We start from the raw sequence: 19,661 nt of genomic DNA, 5'->3' as shown, positions 1-19,661 counted from the left end.
GATCAGGCAAAATTGGTGGCATCGAAATTCTGATCAACACCGAAGTCAATCGTGCCGATCAGTTGAGCAGATGCGAAATCTGTCGACTCCGCGTTGGACGTCAGATGGAACGCCTTGTGCTCGCCGGCAGTGCCGCCGCTCTCAACCAGCAGGATGTAGTTGGTAGCATTGCTGCCCGCATCACCCGAGACTGCAGAGAAACCAGAGAAGGTTCCGGAATCACTGTTAAGCGCTTGCAGCAGATTGCTGGCGTTCAGGTCAGCAAAGCTGATGGCATTGTCACCAGAACCAGTGGAGGTGAAGTTGTTGACCAGTGCAATCTGATCATCGTTCAGGGCGCCAGCAGTGGTGGTCAGACCGCTCGAGCTGCCACCGAGATAGCTGGTGAAGTCGAGAATGTCGCCATCGTTTGCATCGGCACCGTTACCCACAACCTCACCGTCAGTGAAGTTCACAATGGTGTTGAAACCATTGTTGTAGTCGGTGAATGCCACAGTATCGTTGCTGTTCGCGCCAGTGCCGAGCACGATCTCATCAGTGCCGGTGCCGACATTGATGGTATTGTCGCTCTCGACGGTACTGTCAGCGCCAGTGACATCAGTATCAGTACCACCAACAGTGTCCTGACCAAACTGGGTTTCGTAGACGCCGTCAGAGTTATCGTCTTCAGTACCGTTATTGCTCAGGAGATCGGGGAAGGAAATCGTACCTTCACCGTCGGAATTCTGACCGCTGAAGCTGATATTCAGATCGCTCAGTTCCATACCACCGTCGATGCGGGAATTAACGATCAACGAGTTGCCGTTGCCGTCCTGCGCCTGCAGCAGCTCTTTCAGAACATCGTTACCATTGATGGCCGACTTGATCGCCTGATTGATTTGCAGTGCAGTAATGCTGGCTTCACCGTCGCCGTTGACGCTTCCGCTGGCAATGTTGATGTTGGTAACGGCTTCAAAGCCCTGGAAGTTCACCCGAACGGCCATGGTGGCAGCACCGGTCAGGCCGCTGATAGTGAAGCTCTGTGCAGTGCCGTTGGCGCCGTTGGACAGGTCAACATCGCTGTTGGACTCGAGATCATTGATGTTCTGAGTCGCATTGTTGAAGACGAACTGGGCACGACCGCTGTTAGTGCCGACTCCAGCCTGATCACCGCTGTTATCGGCCAGCACCAGGTCGTCACCGGAACCTGTGGTGATGGTGGCGTTGCCTGCACCTTCACTCCAGACGCGGTCGTTACCGGCGCCGGTGTCGATGGTGATGTTGTCATTGAGCTGCTGGTTAACCAGCTGAGCCGAGGTAGTGATGCCATTGCTGAGATGCACAACGTCAGCGCCGGCACCGGTGCTGATTTCCAGCTCGAAGTCGGACTGGGCCAGCACGCTGCCATCGACACCCATGTTGAGCACGTCGTCACCGCCGGTCAGGTCGTAGTTGTACACCACGTTGTCCTGTGCCGGATTGCCGTTGACGTCGGTCAGGTTGAGGTCGCGGTCGATTACGCGGTTATCGATCGCAGCATTGATCGCCGAGGAGGCGCTGCTGCCGGTGATACCGGTCAGGTCGAGGTCCTGAACGTTAGTCAGGCCCTGAGCGCCGCCAGTCGTATCGGCTACCAGTGGGCTAACCCAGTCGGCGGTCTGGGCATTTTGCGTGAAGTACTCACCCAGGTTGTTGCTGTGGCCCCAGCTCTGGCTCTGCTGGCCGACGCGGAAGTAGCCACTGCCACTGACCTCAACAACCTTGAGGTGGTCGAAGCCCGAGTTGTTGGCAGTGTCGGTAGAGCTGAGTTCGGTCAGCCAAACGCCACTCTCGGTGGTGACGTTGAACTTCTCGACGCCAACGTTGGAGTTGGACTCACCGGCGATGTTAACGGAGCCGCCCTGGGAGCCGTAGCCGATGTTACTGAGGTCGAGGGTGGTCTGGATCAGACCCTCAACGCCGGTAGTGGTCTGGTCGAAGGCACGAGCGTAGGAGTCGACGCCGCCTTCATCAACGCTGGTGACGTTGGCGCTGAAGCCACCCAGATCGCCTTGACGAGCGCTCAGCACGATGGAGATACCCTGCACATCATCACCGGTGAGGTTATCGGTTTCGCGGTCGTACTGGTTGACGCTGAAGGTGGAGCCGCGGGTAACGCTCAGGCCGGAAAGCTCCGGGTTGGCTTCCTGAAGGTTTTCGATGCCGGTTTCGATGGCTTCCAGCAGGGCGTCGTAGTCACGCGCCTGACCCAGCAGACCGTTGGTGTTGTCGTCGTTGACCTGGTACTCGGTACCGTTATAGGTGAACTCGAAGTAGTTGACCTGGGTGTTGCTGAGTGTCTGCGAGGGATCATCGGCCGGCGCCAGACGGTCGGCGAAACGCAGATCGAGAATGGAGCCGTCACCAATGCCGCCGGTGGGGGTCAGCAGCGGGCTGAGGAAAGTGCCCTGGAAAGTATCACCACCTTCAGTATTCCCATAGTTGAGCTGATTGCTCAGGGTGAAACGGAAGTCGGAGCTGGTCGGATACTGCCCGGTTTCGTCGTACTGCGCCTTGCCGATGTGACTAACAGTGTCGCCCTGAGAAACGTCTGTCAGCACGAGATTACCATCTTCGCCGACGGTAACGGTGCTGCCGCTCTTCTCGGAAGAGTCGAAGTTGACAGTATATTCCGGTGTCGGCACATCGGGACCTTCACCACCGTCGTCTCCACCACTACCGGGAACCGCGGGCGCTGTCAGACCTTCTTCCTGGCCGTACTCGTTATAGTGCTCCAGCGGCGAAAGGCCAGCATCGCGGAAGGCATTGAGGACATCAGCGGCGGTTTCGTAGGGCTCGCCGTTGGCCTGAGTAGCATCCTGGTCCTGCAGTTGAGCCAGTTTCTCCTGCAGGTAGGCGTCGGTGTCGAACTGCGGGCTGGGATTCAGACCTTCAACCGAACCGAACTGCTCATAGTGCTGCTCGGGCGTCAGATTGGCAGCCGAGAAGGCCTCCTCGACGTCCTGAGTGGTCCAGTCGGAGTACTGGGCCGCATCTTCGCCGTTCTGAAGCTGTTCCAGCTTATCCTGAAGGTAGTAACTGGTATTGAAGTTAATCGTTGCCATTATGGCAATCTCCTTGCTTGTGCACTTATTGCATTGGGCGCGACACCCGCCACGCCAGGATCCAGTTGGGTGATTTCCCTGCGCCGCCTCCACCACGACGCTGGTGGAGGACAAATCAGGGCTTTCCCCGCGATCAGCGCCGATCGTTGCGGTAGCGCCTGCGCGCTCTGCCCCGCGGCAATGAAGCGATCAGCACGCCCCCTGAGTGAGACATCAAACTAATTGTTTCAGCACTATCCGGCTAATCAATTTCGTATGGCTGACATCACCTGATCAGGGATGCTAGAGCCTCCACCTTCGCTTTGCAAGCACCGAGACCGTGCCAGACAGTGGAAAGCAAAGAGGGAAAAACCGCTATTTTCAGAGCTTTCGGGGAACCGGCGCGCCAGAAAACGCCGCAACCTTCTCTACCCCATTGATAATACTGGCTTTTAAAAAAAGAACAGTGTTCTTTATATGCGCGCACAAGATCCCCCCCCTTGCCGCAACAACAATTGCCATCCGGAAAAAGGGCGAAAACTGACGCGTTTTCCCCGGTCAATAAAAACGTCGCCCCTGGGCAATTGGCCAGGCGCCCTTATATTGGCCTTCAGTCCAGTCGGGCACGAATTTCGCGATGCAGTCGGCGCGCCAGAGTGCTTTTACGCGCCAGCTGGCGCAAGGCCTGCATCCCCCTGCGGCTGATGTCGGCCGGACGAGGCGGCACCTCTCCCGCTGGCGGGCAGTTGACGGCATAGCGGTAGACGTTGGCCGGCGCGGGCATGCCACTGGGGTCGTCGAGATGAAGGGTGTCGGTGGCGCTGTAGCCGGCCAGCTCGACGGCGCGACCAAGAGCGCGCTCGACGATGTGCCCCAGGGCGCCATCCCGTTGACCCAGCTCCGCCTCGAAGTCCTGCCAGTGAAGCCCTTCAATCAGCCCTGCCACTGCCTGCGGGCGGCACCAGAACATGGAGCCGGCGAAGAAGCCAAGCCGCTCGGGAACGCCCTTGATGTCTCCCAGCGCCATCAGTAGCGCGGCGAGACGCTCGGGGCTCTCCTCGGCAATCCCCCAGAAGCTCTGGTAGTCCAGCCAGTGACCGGCGGGGCCGATCAGTCCCACTTCGGGATGCTGTGCGAAGGCGTCGAGGATGGCGTCGACGCGTGCCGTTGAGCCCAGCAGGCTGTCGAACATCTCTTCACGCCAGATATCGCCGTCACCACGGTGAACGCTTTTCTTGGCATGCACCTTGCAAACATTCTTGTAGCCCAGGGGTAGCAGGCGCCGCATAATTTCGATAAAGGGCGCCACATCGCGCCCGCGATTGGGCAGAGGCAGTAGATAAGCGGCGGGCTGCTCGACACGCAGGCGCGCCAGCGTCTCATCTTCAACCTGTTCAGGCAGCGAGATATAGAGGTCAAAACCAGCCTCCAGATGAGAAAGCGCAGGGGCGATCTCGTCCCATAGTTCGGGATAGTAGAGGTGGAGAATCACAGCGGTATCGTGGCGGCGCTCGGGAGCCAGTTCACTCAGGGCGACGGGCAGGGCGTGCGGCTGCGGAAACTGTGCCAGCACTTCCTGGGTGGCCTGCAGCGAGGCGTAGCCATGGCGGCGATCCGGTTCCAGGTAAGCGCCCTCGGCCCATTCGTTCCAGGCGTTGAGAAAGACAAGGCGGCTGTCGCCGCCAAGGCTGTCCGCGTGCCGGCAGGCGCCGGCCAGCCAGCGTCGGTAGGCGTTGGGGCTGGCGTAGTGAAAAACGTGGCCACGACCGGGCTTGCGCGCTTCGTTATCCCAGCCGGGGAAGAGGCCGCGATAGAGGGTATAGTCGGGGGCAGGACGCGCCAGTTGCGCGCTCACGACTTCACGGTAGTCGAAAACACGGCCGGCGTAGTCGGGGTTGAGGATGTCGAGTTGATCCTCGATCTGCCCGACGTGAAGAGCATGGGGCGGAAACTCCATGGCGGCGTCGAAACCATAGGGGCGCGGGTCGCCGATACCGAAGCTCTGGGCGGCGACCAGATGCAGCTCGCCGATTCCCTGCTCACGGCAGTAACGTCGCCATGTATCGGTCATGGCGGGGGCATCAGGGATGATATCGACGCGATAGACCAGTAGCACTGCCCTGCCGTCGACACGCAGGTAGCGCGGGTCACGCAGCAGCGGAGCAAGGTCCTCGATAAATTCGAGATCGTCCTCGGGGCGATGCAACTGGGCCATGAGAACGTCATTCTCCTGGCCGTCCCAACGGCGCGTCCAGTTTTCGTTGGCCCAGCAGATGCAGAAAGGAAAGTCGATATTACGGTTGGCAACGTAATTGTCGACGGGGGTTTCGAGCAGGCGCTTTCGGCCACTGAACCAGTAGTAGTGAAAGCAGAAGGCCTCGATACCGTGCTGGTGGGCCAGTTCAGCCTGGCGCTCCTGCACGGCGGGCAGACGCAGATCGTAAAAGCCCAACTCGGCAGGCAGTTTGGGCTGTTCGTGGCCGACGAACTGCGGCACCGCCTTGGTGACGTTGGTCCATTCGGTGAAGCCCTTGCCCCACCAGCGGCTGTTCTCTTCGATAGGATGGAACTGCGGCAGATAGAGCGCTATGGCGCGAATACGGGTATCACCGCGCAGGTGATGCTCGCTCAGCTCGGCGAAGGCATTGCTGGTGCAGGAGGCATCGGCAAAGAGCTGCTGAAAGAGGCGGTCGTTGATAGCCGGCTGGCGTTCGGCGTCATCGGACCGGACTGCCGACGACGATGGCAATTCGTGTGGCTCTTGTTGTTGCCCGTTCGGCGCCTGCTGGACGTCGAGGTAGTGCAGCAGGGGGTGATAATGGTCACCGATCAGGTGAGGATAACGACGCAGCCAGTCGGCGCTGTCAAATCGTTCGGAGGCACTGCGCCCCTCGAAACCGCCGTGGCGCAGATAGTGGCTCAGAGGGTCGATACCACGCTGTTCGATATCGACATTGTGCTGACGATACCAATCGGCATCAAAGAGACCGGATGCGGCGATACGGCGCCGGTCTTCTTGCTCCTGCAGCCGCCGCCGGGGCCACAGCAGCAGCTGCTTAAGCAGGCGTTTCAGCAGCCACTGCGGGGAATAGAGATGGCTGTGCAGTAACAGGTAGGCCTGATGCAGCCATTGAGTGTGAGCGATCTGCTCGCCCAGGCTGGCGTTTTCCTCGCACAAGGAGGCCAGCCGTGTTTCGGCGTCCATACGCCGCTGTCTCTCATCTTCAAGGGTGGCCTGCTGCTGTCGATGCTCGCCAAGCGTGTCTTCGAGCTCCCTTTGCTGTCCGGCGATGTGGGCTTCAAGATCACGGCGCTGAGCGCACAGGGCGTCCCGCTCGCTTTCAAGGCCGGCAATACGCTCTTCGGATTCACTACGCTGCCGATACAGCTGGTCTATCTCGCTCTCCTTGCCAAGAAGGTCCTCTCGCGCTCGGCGGCGAGCGTCATGCAGGGCGCTACTGTCATGAATATCGTGCAGCAACAGGGTGCCATCAATCGGCGGCAGCTCAACGTCGCTGGCAAGGGCGATCAGATAGACGGGACGATCGAGCGCTTGCAAGGCGCCGTTTTCAAGGGCGCTGAATGTACTCTCCGAAGAGACCACAAGTGCGGAGCCGTAGATCATGCGCTGGCCAAGAACACGGTAGTGAGCAAAATGATCGCCCAGCAGCGCCTCGAACTGATCGCGATAGAGTTCATGTACATGAAAGGGGTTGCGATAGCCGCTGCGGTCACTGTATTCGCGCTTGTCGGGGCTGGAAATTACCAGCAGGCCGTGGGGTCGCAGCACTCGACGGATTTCCGCCATCATTTCCCGGTGTTGATCGTGGTGTTCGATAGTTTCGAAACTGACCACCACATCAACGCTTGCGTCGGGTATCGGAATGTCGGCGCAGTCGCCCTGGCGGAACTCGAGATTGTCGCGCTGATAGTGTCTCAGCGCGTGCGCCACGCTGTCGGCGTCGATATCCACACCGATGACATGAGCGGCCTGTTCGGCCAGCATGGCACTGCCATAGCCTTCACCGCTGGCGATATCCAGCACTTTTCTACCGGCGACGTGCCGGCAGGCGACAAGATAGCGATGAAGATGCTCGGGCGCCATGTCACCGCTCAGCTCGGGGACAAAGCGCTCGCCGGTGGTCGGCAGGGTATCTGTTTTATTATCGCTCATGCTGGTGTCCTGACCTTCAGACGAATATCGTGAATCGGCAGCCCGACAAGGCCGTGCGTTACGCTGCTGGAGTGGGACGTGAACATCAGCGCATCGTGGATCCAGTGGTGCTGGACGTGCTCATCCTGGGTGCCTTCGGCGATCGCCACGCTGATGCTGTAGTCGCCGCGCGGCAAGGTCGGCATACGAAAGCCGAATATGGCGTCGAGACTATCGCCCGGGCCGCCCCTGGGCGGGGCGTCATGGTAGCTCAGATAGGTGTTGTCACCGAACAGGGTCTGCCCCAGGCGATCCTTGATATAAAAGCCGAGGATAGGGCTTTCAAGGAAGGTGTTGTCCTCGATGCGGGCGACGACTTCAAGGCACACTTCCTCGCCCCCCACCACCCAGGCCAGCGGATGGCCATGGCGATCCGTCAGGCGCACCGATTCGATGGTGGCACCGCCCTTGCCGAAGTGCTCGGCGTCCGGGTCGAAGGAGAAGAGCTGAATGTCGTTGCGCCAGGGGCTGGCGTTGATCAGGTCCTGGCGCATGTCGCGCGGCGCCATGTCTTCATGCGGCGCTTCGCATCGGCTTTCGCCACTTTCGACACGACTGCCAGTACCCTGCTGGGCTTCGAAAAAAGCCTTTAAATACTGGTCGGTAACGGTTTTGGGCTCGTCATCCGCGACAATGCAGCCCTGTTCCAGCCAGATGGCACGCTGACAAAGGCTGAGCACGGCGGAGGTGTCGTGGCTGACGAAGAGTACGGTACCGGTTTTCATGAAGCGGCGCAGAAAACGCATGCACTTCTGCACGAAGAAGGCATCGCCCACCGCCAGAGCTTCATCGATCACCAGAACGTCGGCATCGACGTGGGCGATGACGGCGAAGGCGAGGCGCACGTACATGCCACTGGAGTAGGTCTTGACCGGCTGGTCGATAAAGTCGCCGATATCGGCGAAGGCGAGAATGTCGTCCATGCGAGCGGTCGTCTCCTCACGGGAGAGACCCAGGATGGAGGCATTGAGATAGACGTTCTCGCGACCGGTGAACTCCGGGTCGAAGCCGGCGCCCAATTCCAACAGTGCGGCAACTCGCCCGCTGGTGTGAATTTCACCGCCGCTGGCACTCAAGGTACCGCAGATGATCTGCAGCAGAGTCGACTTGCCCGAGCCGTTACGGCCGATGATACCCACCGTCTCGCCGCGACCGATATCGAAGGAGATATCCTGAAGGGCGCGAAATTCGTGGCCGTAGCGACGCGGTTCGAGTCCCAGCCGGCGCTGTAGGCGCGGCACGATGAACTGCTTGAGCCGTTCGCGCGGTGAGGCGTAGATAAAGTGGCTTTTGGCAACGTGGCGCAGCGAGATGACAGGTTGCCCTTGCTCTGCCGGGGTGAGGTGATCAGAGGACATCGGCAAACCCCTTGCGGGTTTTCTGGAACCATGTAAAGCCCAGCCAGGCAAACAGCCAGGCGGCCAGGGCGTAGAGCAGCAGCCCCCACCAATTGGGCAGTACGCCTTCGATCATGACCAGCCGTGACTGTTCGATAATGAAGGTGAGCGGATTCAGGGTCATGATGACCCTGAACTCCGGCGGCAGTGCCGAGGCCGGATAGAAGATCGGCGAGAGGAACAGCAGCATGGTGGTAATCAGCCCCATGGTCTGGCCGATGTCGCGCAGGAAAACGCCCAGTGAAGCCAGCAGCCAGCCCGCACCCAGCGTCACCAGCAGCAGCGGTGCCAGCACCAGCGGAAACAGCAGCGCGGTAAACGGCACGTAACCCAGAATCAGAAACTCGGCTGCCACCAGCACGGCCAGACTGGTGGCAGCATGAAACAGGGCACTGCCCAGCGTTACCAGAGGGAGCACCTGCAGTGGAAAGATTACTTTCTTGACGTAGTTCTGGTTGGCAAGCACCAGTCCGGGAGCACGGTTGAGCATTTCGGCCAGTACGCCGTGAACGATGATGCCGACGAACAGGTTAACGGCAAAGGCGGCGTGCTGGGCATCGCCGCCGGTGCCCCAGCGCGCGCGAAACACCACGGTAAATACGAAGGTGTAGACCCCCAGCATGATGAGCGGGTTGAGCATCGACCAGGCAAGCCCGAGCACCGAGCCGCGATAACGCGAGGTGATATCACGACGCACCATGCGCTGAATCAGGTCGCGCGAGCGCCATAGCTCCATCGCACCGGAGGGGGCCGCTGCTCGCAAAGTGTGGTTATCCATACTGCCTCATGTGCCGATATCGATGGCGTCTTTTAGAGTATGGGGCCATCGGAGTTAAAGCGGGCTGAGATACTACAGTACCTCATGTTTTGTTGAAAACTGCGGCGATCAGCATGGCGAGCTGGCCGGTCAGGGTCTGACGGTAAACACCCGAGGCGTGCAGGGAGGCCAGCCTTCGAAAACCATGGCGACGACGTGAAGAGAGATAGGCTTCGAACCTCTGGCGGCTGTCCACCGTGAGATCGCTCTGTAGCAGGGAGAGTGCCTTTAGATTGCGCTCGATCTGCAGGTAGTGCCCGCCGCGCCAGAGACGACACAGACGGCGTGGGAGCGTGCCGGGCCCCAGCCGCATGCCGATGGCATTGCCGGCGTGCTGACGATAGAACAGGCCGGGCTGATCACTGAAATACACAAAGCCACCACAGCCGGTAACCACAAGATAGATCCACCAATCGTGTAGCGGTATATCCTGCCGGGCACCATGACGGGCGGCGAACTGGCGCGCGCAGTGATTGAAAACCATGGTATTGCCGCTGGCGATGTTCTGCACCAGGGCGTTAGCGAAGCCCGGTGGGCGACGCAGGCTGGCGGAAATTCCGGTTTCGATACCCTGCTGGTTCACCAGCCGGGTTCGGGAACAGTAGAGCGCCGGGGTTTCGGCATCCCGTCGGGCAAGGCATTCAATAGCATCTTCGAGCTTACCGGGAAGCCAGATGTCGTCCTGGTCGGCGAAGGCGTAGTAGTCCGCCCGGATGCCGCCGTTGCAGAGCAGGGACATGAAGTTGCGGGCGAACCCCTCGCGGGGGCCATCAAAGCATTTGAGCCGCTGCTCCCCCCAGCGCTGACGGTAGTGCGCCAATATCTCTCTGGTACCATCCTGCGAGCCGTCGTCGGAGACCCACAGGGTCCAGCGTTCAAGGGATTGCGCCTCGATGGAATCGAGCTGGGCGGCGAGATAATCGGCCCCCTGATAGGTGGCCATCAGAATGGCAACATGGCTGCTGTCGCCTTCGGACCGGTGCGGTGTGGTCATGCTGCCGCTGGGGAGTGGCTCATCCTTCATGAAAAAACACTAACGCTGGCAACTACTGTAATGGAAGTAAAAAGTAAACCACACACCGATATGAAAAGCTCTTTCGCAGCCAAATTCGCCGGACGCACCGGGGTATGTATTCCCAGCTGTAACGCGGGCACCCTATGGCGGCAACGACTGACCGAAGTAGTGAGCGCTGCCGCAGGCTTTCGCCTGCTGGTGATCGACTCCGACTCCGATGACGATACCGCCCGCACTGCCCGCGAAGCGGGCTGCGAGGTAATCGTCATTGCCCGCCACGAATTCAATCACGGCGCAACGCGCAACCGGGCGCTGGAGGTGCTGAGCGACTGCGAGGTGGTGATCTTCATGACGCAGGACGCCCTGCCCGCCGAGCCACAGGCGCTCGCCCGACTGATCGAGGCGTTCGACGACCCCGATCTGGCTGCCGCCTACGGCCGTCAGTTGCCGCACACCGATGCCACCCCGGTGGCCGCCCATGCGCGCTGTTTCAACTATCCGCAGCGCTCCCATCGAGTCAGCCCGGAGCAGATGCGCGGGCTGGGTATCAAGGCCGCCTTTCTGTCCAACTCCTTTACGGCCTATCGACGCCGGGCGCTTGTCGAGGCCGGCGGTTTTCCCGATAACGCTATTCTCGGCGAGGACATGGTGGCCGGGGCAAGGCTGCTGCGTGCCGGCTGGCAGCTTGCCTACTGCGCCGAGGCTCGCGTCTATCATTCACACAACTATTCACAGGTCGAGGAGTTTCGACGCTATTTCGATATCGGTGTGCTGCACACCCGCGAGCACTGGATTCTGGACATGACCGGCCGCGCCGAGGAAGAAGGCCAGCGCTTTGTGGTATCGGAACTACGCTATTTGCGCCGCCGTCAGCCGGGCGGCATTCCCGCCGCCCTGCTGCGCAACGCGCTCAAGTATCTCGGCTATCGGCTAGGGCGCGCCGAGCGGTGGCTACCGACAAAACTCAAGCGGCATCTTTCCATGCAGCCGGGTTATTGGCAGGCGGGCCGTTAAACTGCAGCGCACGAGTTATCCTCGCGTGTCTCTATCCTCCCCACTTGCTTGTGCATCGCGCATAGGCAGGCCTGCATCGCCTCCATCTGGCGGGCCGACGATGGCACCCACCTGCTGCATCACGGCGAGCATATCGTCGGTGCCCAGTTCGCCAGTGGCAGCGCGCATGTTGAGGCGATCAAGCAGCAGCTGACGAAAAGACTCGACGTACTGAATGCGCTGGGAGTAGAGATCGGCGCGGGCGTTGAGCACGTCCACCAGGTCGCGTAGACCGAGCGCCGCGCCCCTGTCGGCGGCTTCCAGGTAGAGCTCGCCGGAACGGATCGACTGCGCCAGCGCCTGCAAGCGGGTGATGTCGCCACCGATGCTGCGGTGGTACTGGCGCAGCTGTTCAAGCGCGGTGCGGCGGGCGTTGCTGACATCCGCCATGGCAGCGCTCTGCAGCAGGGTGCCCTGCTCCACGCTGGTGCTGGTGCGGCCGCCGGCATAGAGGTTCATGCTGGCCTGAACAGCGGCGCGGGCATCCTCGCTTGCGCGGTAGGGGTCGTTGCTGTTGCGGTCGGAGTACGACAGGTTGAGGTTTACTTCCGGCCAGTAGCCGGCCTGACGCAGCGAGACGTCGGCGCGGGCGACGTCCTGCTGCGCCTCGGCGAGCAGTACGTCGGCGTTGTTGACGATGGAGTCCTCCAGCGTCTCCAGCGGCGGCGGTGTTGCGAAGCCCTCGCCGGGCAGGTCGCGCAGGGCGAAGTTGCTGAAATCCGGCGAGGTGCCGGTCAGCCGCTCCAGGGTGGAGAGGGCGTTGTCGTACTCGTTGCGGGCGGCGGCAATGTCGGCCAGGGTAGTATCGAACTTGGACCGGGCAGCCAACAGATCGATACGATCGCCGATGCCGAGATCGTAGGCGCGCTGCGCCTGAGTCACCTGCAGATCGAGGGACTCGCGCTTGCTCTCCAGCAGATCGACCCGGCGGGAGAGATAGAAGGCACTGAGCCAGGCCTTGGCGGTCTGCAGGGCAAGATCGCGTTCGCCGACCGCGACCTGCAGCTGCGCAGCGTCGCGCTGCTGGTTGGCCTTCTGCACCTGGCGAAAACGCTCCATGGAGAAGAGCGGCTGGGAGAGCGAGATCTGGCTGACGGTGTCGGTGGATTCACCGGCACAGCGACGCTCGAAGTCCTCGCCGCCGACCGGCTCGCCGGTTTCAGGGTTTTCGAGACAGCTGCTCACCTCGCCGGCAGTGTAGATGTTGTCGGTCTGAGTATAGCTACGCTGCACGCTGACATCGACCTTCGGCTTGAGCTGCGACCAGGCCAGCGGCACTTCAAGGCCGCGCGCCTCGGCCTGCAGGCGCTGGCTGGTCAGCGAGGCGTCGTGCTCCAGCGCCAGCGCAAACAGTGCCGGCAACGAGGGCACACGGGCTTCGCCGCTATGGCCTGCACTATTATCGGCACTCAAGCTGATATCCCGAGCACTCTCGTCCAGATCAAGGCTGATCCGGCTGCCGCGGGTGATCGCCGGGAGGTCGTCGCCACGGCGGGTGCTGCCGGCAGGCACTACTCCGGAACCCGGCAGGCCGTCACTCTGCTGCGCCGAGGCCGGGCGCGCCACGTCGCTGCGCTGTACGGCCACGCTGTCAACAAAGCTGGCACTCCAGGCGGGCATGGCGGCCAGCAGCAGTCCGCTGAGCATCAGCCGGCCGGTCCCGCGGGCGATTTTCGTCGATTCTGCCACGCTACCTCCTCAGTCCTGACGCATGGCGCGATTGAGCATGTCGGTCACCGGCTGGGCAAGATACTCGAACAGGGTCTTTTCACCGGTGCGGATCATTATCTCGGCGGGCATACCGGAGAGCAGCTGCATATTGTCGGTCATCTCCTGCCGCCCCTGTTCGGAGACCTGCAGCAGCGCACGGTAGTAGCGGGCGCCGGTATTCTCATCCTGGAAGCTGTCGGCGCTGACGTGGTCGACCACGCCCTCGACCACCGGGGCACGGCGCTGGTTGAAGGCGCTGAAGCGAATCTCGGCGGTCTGGCCGGGGTAGATATTGTCGATATCCTGGGCCGGAATACGCGCCTCGACGATGAAACCCTCGTTGTCGGGCACAATGCTCATGATGGGGTCCCCCCCCTTGATCACGGCGCCCACGGTATGGATATCGAAGCCCACCACGGTACCGGTAACCGGCGCGGTGATTTCGGTGCGACCCACCTGGTCCTGCAGAGCGACGATGCGTTCACGGGAGTCGGATATCTGCGACTGGGCCTGGCGCAGTTGCTCGCCGATCTCCTGCTGGTAGTTCTGGCGCTGGGTTTCGATGCGCGAGTGGTTTTCGCTGATGCGCGATTTGAGCTGAGCGATCTGCGCGCGCGCGTCGGCGTTATCGGATTTGAACGACAGCACCTGGCGCTGCAGCTCGCGGATGCGCTGGTTGTTGCCCAGCCCCTCGCGGAACAGCGACTGATAGTCGTCGATCTCGCCGTTGAGCGAAGCGATGCGCTGCTGATTGATGCCGGTGGTCTGTTGCAGGCCGTCGATCTGTTCATTGAACTGCTGAATCTGGTCATTGAGGGCGCTGATCTCACCCTGCAGTGAGCTGCGCCGGGAAAGAAACAGGCTGCGCTGGACATCGAGAATCTGGCTCAGGCGCTGGTTATCCTGCGCCATGTTCTGCAGCTCGTCGGGAAAGGTGACGCTGTCGGCACCCTGCTGCTCGGCCAGCAGCCGCGCCTCCTGGGCACTGGCGATGAACCAGTTGGAGCGGGAGATATCGAGCTGTGACTGGGACTGGGTGCCGTCGAGCACCAGCAGCACATCGCCGGCCTCGACGTGGTCGCCATCCGCGACGTTGATCTGCGAGACGATACCCCCTTCGAGATGCTGCACGGTGCGCTTGAAGCTCTCCACCGAGACGGTGCCGCTGGCAACCACCGCCACTGACAGATGAGCCAGCGCCGCCCAGGTACCGAAGCCGCCGAAGGCGACCAGCAAAATGATAATGCCCGCCCATTTGACCCTGCGGTCGCTGGTGGGCAGTTCGGGGTTGCCTTGCTGCTCGCCCTTGCCGCGCTGCACCGCTTTGCCTGGCAGCGGTTGCTGGCCGCCGTGGGCTATCTGACTACTTGACATAACCTTGTACTCCGGGGCTTCGACGCCGCCTGGCGATGAAGCCCGATCGATCCTGCGGGAGGTGTGCTGGATTAACCGTTGCCGTTGCTGCCCAACGCCGCCTTGCGGCTGTGCTCGGCGAGCGAGGCGGGGCGCTTGTCGGGCTGGCGCTGACGAGCGAAGCGGCTGAGCACTTCATCACGCGGGCCGAACATGCTGACCTCGCCATCCTTGAGCACCAGCAGCTTGTCCATGCCGGAGAGCACACTGTTGCGGTGAGAGATCACGAAGAGGGTGACGCCCTGCGCCTTGAGGGCCTCGATCGCCCGTGCCAGTGCCTTTTCACCGCTGTCGTCGAGATTCGAGTTGGGCTCGTCGAGCACTACCAGCCGCGGATTGCCGTAGAGCGCACGGGCCAGCCCGACGCGCTGACGCTGGCCGCCGGAGAGCGCGCCGCTGGAAGCGGAGATAAAGGTATCGTAGCCCTCGGGCTGCTGCAGGACCATTTCATGCACGCCGGCGCGCTTGGCGGCCTCGACCACCTTGTCCGGATCGACTTCGCCGAAGCGGGCGATATTCTCGCTGATGGTGCCGTCGAAGAGCTCGATATCCTGCGGCAGGTAGCCGATATAGGGACCCAGCTCGTGGCGGTTCCACTGCGAAATGTCGGCGCCGTCAAGGCGCACCTTGCCTACCTGAGAGGGCCAGATGCCCAGCAGTACGCGGGCGAAGGTCGATTTACCCGAGGCGCTGGGGCCGATGATGCCGATATGCTCGCCCTTTTCGGCCTCGAAGTTGATGCCGCGAATGGTCGACATGCGCGCCCCCGGCGGGCCGGCGGCAATGCTTTCGATGCTGACCCGACCTTCCGGCGCGGGCAGCGACATGCGCTCGCTTTCGGCGGGAATCTCCGTCAGCAGCGCTTCCAGCCGACCGTGGGCGCTGCGCGCGCTGACAAAGCCCTTCCAGGCGCCGATCATCTGGTCGATGGGCGCCAGCGCACGGCCCATCAGGATGGAGCCGGCGATCATCATGCCCGGCGAGACCTCGCCCCGCAGCACCAGCAGCGCACCGAGACCCAGAATCAGCGACTGGAACATCAGCCGCAGCACCTTGGAGACGTTGGAGAGCGTACCGGCGCGATCGCTGGCCCACGACTGCTTGAGCAGGAACTCACGATGGCGCGCCTGCCAGCGACTGCGAATGCCGGGCAGGATGCCCATGGCGTGCAGTACCTCGGCGTTGCGCAGGTTGGAGTTGGCCAGCTCCTGGGCCTTGATATGCTCGTTATTGGCGTCCGCCAGCAGGCCGCGGGTAGCGTATTCGTTGGCGATCGCCAGCGACAGCAGGATCAGGGCGGCGCAGATGGCGAAAACGCCAAACCAGACGTTGAACAGAAACAGCACCCCGATATAGATGGGAATCCAGGGGGCATCGAAGAAGGCAAACAGGCCGTTGCCGGTCATGAACTGACGCAGGCTGGTCAGGTCGTTGAGCGGCTGCGCGGTCTGCCTGCCGGGCGTGAGCAGGCTCTTGCGGAACATGGCGCCGTAGAGGCGATCGCTGACCAGGGTGTCGAGTCGGTTACCCACGCGCACCAGCATCCGTGAGCGGACGATCTCCAGCCCGCCCATGACCAGAAAGAGAAACACCACGATCATGGTCAACATAAAAAGCGTGTCCCCGCTACGCGAGGTGATCACGCGGTCGTAGACCTGCAGCATGTAGAGCGGCGGCACCAGCATCAAAAGATTGATGAACATGCTGAATGCCCCGACAGAGGCGAAAGAGCGCCTGCACGCCTTCAGCGCCTGACCAAGGTCAGTGAGGGGCTGTTGCTGTTTCGAAGCCATGGAGATGCTCATTGGTTGGTAAGAGCGAATTACAGGGCCAATAATTCTACCAGAACCAGGGGGCGATTTTCACTGCTATTCACAGTGTGTCAGGCCCCCTCTCAAGGGCATGACATGGACAGCTAAAAAACGTCCTTGTTACAAAAACCGATCACGACGGTGCGAAAAATCACCCACAGATCGAGCCCCAGCGTCCAGTTTTCGATGTACCACAGATCGCGCTCGACGCGCCCCTGCATCTTCTCCAGCGTATCGGTCTGCCCCCGATAGCCTTTCACTTGCGCCCAGCCGGTAATGCCGGGCTTGACCATGTGGCGCTGCATGTAGGACTCCACCAGCTCCTTGTAGTGGTCGTTGTGCACCAGCGCATGAGGCCGGGGGCCGACGATCGACATGCGCCCCTGCAGGACGTTGAAAAACTGCGGCAGCTCGTCCAGCGAGGTGCGTCGCAGGAAAGCGCCCACCCGGGTAAAGCGCGCGTCCTGTCGGCTGGCCTGAGTGACCTGCCCGGGCGGTTCGTCGTGCATCACCATGGAGCGGAACTTGTAGACCTTGAAGCGCTTGCCGTTGAGACCGGTGCGATACTGCTTGAACAGCACCGGCCCGGGCGATGAGAGCCTGACTGCCAGAGCGATAGCGGCATAGAGCGGCAGGCACAGCAGCATGATCAGCGAGCCCAGAATCAGGTCCTCGGCGCGCTTGACCAGCCGCGCACTACCACTCATGGGGCTGACGCTCAAGTCGATGGCATAGAGCCCCACTATGCGGCTGACCCGGTGGTTGAGCAGCGGCAGATCGGAAAACTCGGGGAAAAAGCGAATCTCGACGGTCTGGTGGCGCAGCGACTGCATCAGCGACTTGACCGTGCCGCCCAGCGCCAGCGGCATGCAGATCCATACCTCGTGCACATGGCGTTCGGCCACGCGGCGGTTGATGGCGGCCATCTCCTCGGCGGTAGGGTCACCGTGCAGGCGGTGCATGCCGCTGATCGAGAAGCCAGCGCTCTGTTCGGCGCGCATGTGGCGGGTAATGCCGCGCAGGGTAATGCCCGGGCCGATCAGAAACACCCGGCGCCGGTTGATGCCGCGCAGGCGCAGCCAGGAGAGCAGCGTCTTGGCCAGAATGCGAGCACTGACGCAGAGAACGAAGGAGAACGCCAGCGTCATGCCGAACCACAGCCGCGAGTAGCGCGGCGCGGCCTGGAAGAAATAGATCAGCGAGGCGGCGGCGATGCCCACTACCAGCCAGACGCAGGTAGTCCTGAAGATGAGGGTCGCCAGCGAGGTGGTGCGCCAGCGCACGTAGCCGCGGCTGGCAATGTTGACCAGCAGTATCAGCAGCACAATGATGATCAGCACCAGCTGATAGCGGTCGTGGGGGACGAAGCTGCCAAAGCGTACCCGGGAGGCCAGCATCCCGGACAGCCAGATCATGACGGCATCGAACAGGGGGCCGAAGTAGTGCAGCGGAAACCGCTCGGTAACCAGCAGGGTTCTGCCTTTCATGATGCGCCGGTAAACATGGGGTAGTGAGTTTGCGCTCCAGTTGCCAATAGCCGAATTAAAGCATCGCCCTCCCCCTGTATACGCCTGCGGCAAGGGGTTCAACAATAGCATCCCGGGGTGCCGGGGCCTTTCGGGCGTTGTAGCACGGGCGCCAAAAACAAAACGGTGGGCCGCCCGCTGGCGTGCCCACCGTTGATCATACCGCTTTTGAAAGCGCTTAACCTGCGCGATAGACCGGCAGGCGCTCGCACACCGCCGCGACCTGCTCTTTCACCTGCGCTTCGGCGGCGCTGCTGTCGCCCTGCTGCATGGCATCGAGAATATCGCTGATCCAGCCGGCCAACTCGCGGCATTCGCTCTCGCCGAAGCCGCGGGTGGTCACCGCCGGGGTGCCGATCCGCAGCCCGGAGGTGACGAAGGGGCTCTGCGGGTCGCCGGGTACGGCGTTCTTGTTGACCGTAATGTGAGCGCGCCCCAGTGCCGCGTCGGCGTCCTTGCCGGTCAGGCCCTGGCTGACCAGCGAGAGCAGAAAGAGGTGGTCCTCGGTGCCGCCGGAGACGACGTGGTAGCCGCGCTCGATGAAGACGCCGGCCATCGCCTGAGCGTTTTTGACGACCTGCTGCTGGTAGCTCTTGAACTCCGGCTCCATGGCCTCCTTGAAGCACACCGCCTTGCCGGCGATGGCATGCATCAGCGGGCCGCCCTGGCCGCCGGGGAATACCGCCGCGTTGAGCTTTTTGTACAGATCGGCGTCGCCATGGGCGGAGAGGATCAGGCCGCTGCGTGGGCCGCGCAGGGTCTTGTGGGTGGTGGTGGTCACCACATGGGCATGGGGCAGCGGGCTGGGGTAGACACCGGCCGCGACCAGCCCGGCGATGTGGGCCATGTCGACCAGCAGCCAGGCGCCCACCTCATCGGCAATGCGACGGAAATGCGCCCAGTCGATGATCTGCGAGTAGGCCGAGAAGCCGGCGATGATCATCTTCGGCTGGTGCTCGCGAGCGAGCTTTTCGACTTCGTCGTAGTCGATCATGCCCTGCTCATCGAGGCCATACTGCACGGCGTTGTAGTGCTTGCCGGAGAAGTTGGGTCTGGCGCCGTGGGTCAGGTGGCCGCCGGCGTTGAGGCTCATGCCCAGCACGGTATCGCCCGGCTTGACCAGTGCCTGAAAGACGGCACTGTTGGCCTGCGAGCCGGAGTGCGGCTGAACGTTGGCGTAGTCGCAGCCAAACAGCTCACAGGCGCGGGAGATCGCCAGTTCTTCCACCACGTCAACAAATTCACAGCCACCGTAATAACGCTTGCCGGGGTAACCTTCAGCATACTTGTTGGTCAGCTGCGAGCCCTGGGCGATCAGCACGCGCGGGCTGGTGTAGTTCTCCGAGGCGATCAGCTCGATATGGTCTTCCTGGCGGGTGTTTTCATCCTGCATCGCCTGCCAGAGCTGGTCGTCATAGCCTGCAATCGTCATATCGCGCGTGAACATGAGCCTACCTCGCTGCCGGGGCCACGGTGGAAAAACGCAGCCCAAAGGGTGTGTAAAACTGCTCGCCATGATACACAACGCCGAAATCGCTTTCACTTGAAAGGCGGCCATGACTATCGCGAATACGACACATACCATGTCCTGCTAGACTCGCTTGCGTGGCGCTTCTGCCCCTGGCAGCGGCGGCACTGCACAGC

General features: G+C 61.7%; 11 protein-coding genes. 1 reads left to right on the top strand and 10 read right to left on the bottom strand.

Annotation, left to right across the window (positions count from 1 at the left end):
* Window positions 1-2 precede the first annotated feature (2 nt).
* The 5 genes from H146_RS0107920 to H146_RS18870 all read right to left on the bottom strand — a co-directional run bounded on the left by H146_RS0107920 (window position 3) and on the right by H146_RS18870 (window position 10,483).
* On the bottom strand, window positions 3-3,083 hold the full coding sequence (locus tag H146_RS0107920; RefSeq protein WP_019951343.1) for a beta strand repeat-containing protein: 3,081 nt from the start codon (window positions 3,081-3,083) through the stop codon (window positions 3-5).
* A 589-nt stretch (window positions 3,084-3,672) separates the two neighbouring features.
* Entirely contained in the window at window positions 3,673-7,236 is a 3,564-nt protein-coding gene (locus H146_RS20215) for a glycoside hydrolase family 99-like domain-containing protein (RefSeq protein WP_051090989.1), read from the bottom strand.
* A complete protein-coding gene (locus tag H146_RS0107910; protein WP_019951342.1) occupies window positions 7,233-8,633 on the bottom strand; it encodes an ABC transporter ATP-binding protein in 1,401 nt (466 codons plus the stop codon). The genes H146_RS20215 and H146_RS0107910 overlap by 4 nt, the downstream gene beginning before the upstream one ends.
* Window positions 8,623-9,450, bottom strand: coding sequence for an ABC transporter permease (locus H146_RS0107905; protein WP_019951341.1), 828 nt, complete (start codon window positions 9,448-9,450; stop codon window positions 8,623-8,625). Before H146_RS0107905 ends, H146_RS0107910 begins: the two co-directional genes overlap by 11 nt.
* Before the next feature lie 82 nt (window positions 9,451-9,532).
* Window positions 9,533-10,483 carry a glycosyltransferase family 2 protein gene (locus H146_RS18870; RefSeq protein ID WP_019951340.1) on the bottom strand — a complete coding sequence of 317 codons (951 nt, stop codon included), beginning with the start codon at window positions 10,481-10,483 and terminating at the stop codon, window positions 9,533-9,535.
* Window positions 10,484-10,543: 60 nt separating this feature from the next.
* On the opposite strand from H146_RS18870, the gene H146_RS0107895 reads away from it, so the two are divergent.
* Window positions 10,544-11,518, top strand: coding sequence for a glycosyltransferase family 2 protein (locus H146_RS0107895; protein ID WP_425411318.1), 975 nt, complete (start codon window positions 10,544-10,546; stop codon window positions 11,516-11,518).
* A 15-nt stretch (window positions 11,519-11,533) separates the two neighbouring features.
* On the opposite strand, the gene H146_RS0107890 is transcribed toward H146_RS0107895, so the two are convergent.
* The 5 genes from H146_RS0107890 to glyA all read right to left on the bottom strand — a co-directional run bounded on the left by H146_RS0107890 (window position 11,534) and on the right by glyA (window position 19,464).
* Window positions 11,534-13,246, bottom strand: coding sequence for a TolC family protein (locus H146_RS0107890; RefSeq protein WP_019951338.1), 1,713 nt, complete (start codon window positions 13,244-13,246; stop codon window positions 11,534-11,536).
* A 9-nt stretch (window positions 13,247-13,255) separates the two neighbouring features.
* Window positions 13,256-14,641: an HlyD family type I secretion periplasmic adaptor subunit gene (locus H146_RS0107885; RefSeq protein WP_019951337.1), complete on the bottom strand. Its 1,386-nt coding sequence runs from the start codon at window positions 14,639-14,641 to the stop codon at window positions 13,256-13,258.
* A gap of 71 nt (window positions 14,642-14,712) precedes the next feature.
* Window positions 14,713-16,383 carry a type I secretion system permease/ATPase gene (locus tag H146_RS18865; protein ID WP_019951336.1) on the bottom strand — a complete coding sequence of 557 codons (1,671 nt, stop codon included), beginning with the start codon at window positions 16,381-16,383 and terminating at the stop codon, window positions 14,713-14,715.
* A 212-nt stretch (window positions 16,384-16,595) separates the two neighbouring features.
* A complete protein-coding gene (locus tag H146_RS0107875) occupies window positions 16,596-17,978 on the bottom strand; it encodes an undecaprenyl-phosphate glucose phosphotransferase (protein ID WP_019951335.1) in 1,383 nt (460 codons plus the stop codon).
* 217 nt (window positions 17,979-18,195) lie between these two features.
* Window positions 18,196-19,464 (bottom strand): serine hydroxymethyltransferase, encoded by a 1,269-nt coding sequence (gene glyA, locus H146_RS0107870; protein WP_019951334.1) that lies wholly within the window; start codon window positions 19,462-19,464, stop codon window positions 18,196-18,198.
* Between the last annotated feature and the right edge of the window lie 197 nt (window positions 19,465-19,661).

Source organism: Kushneria aurantia DSM 21353, assembly GCF_000382245.1.
GTDB lineage: Bacteria > Pseudomonadota > Gammaproteobacteria > Pseudomonadales > Halomonadaceae > Kushneria > Kushneria aurantia.
This window is presented reverse-complemented; position numbering and strand designations above follow the sequence as displayed.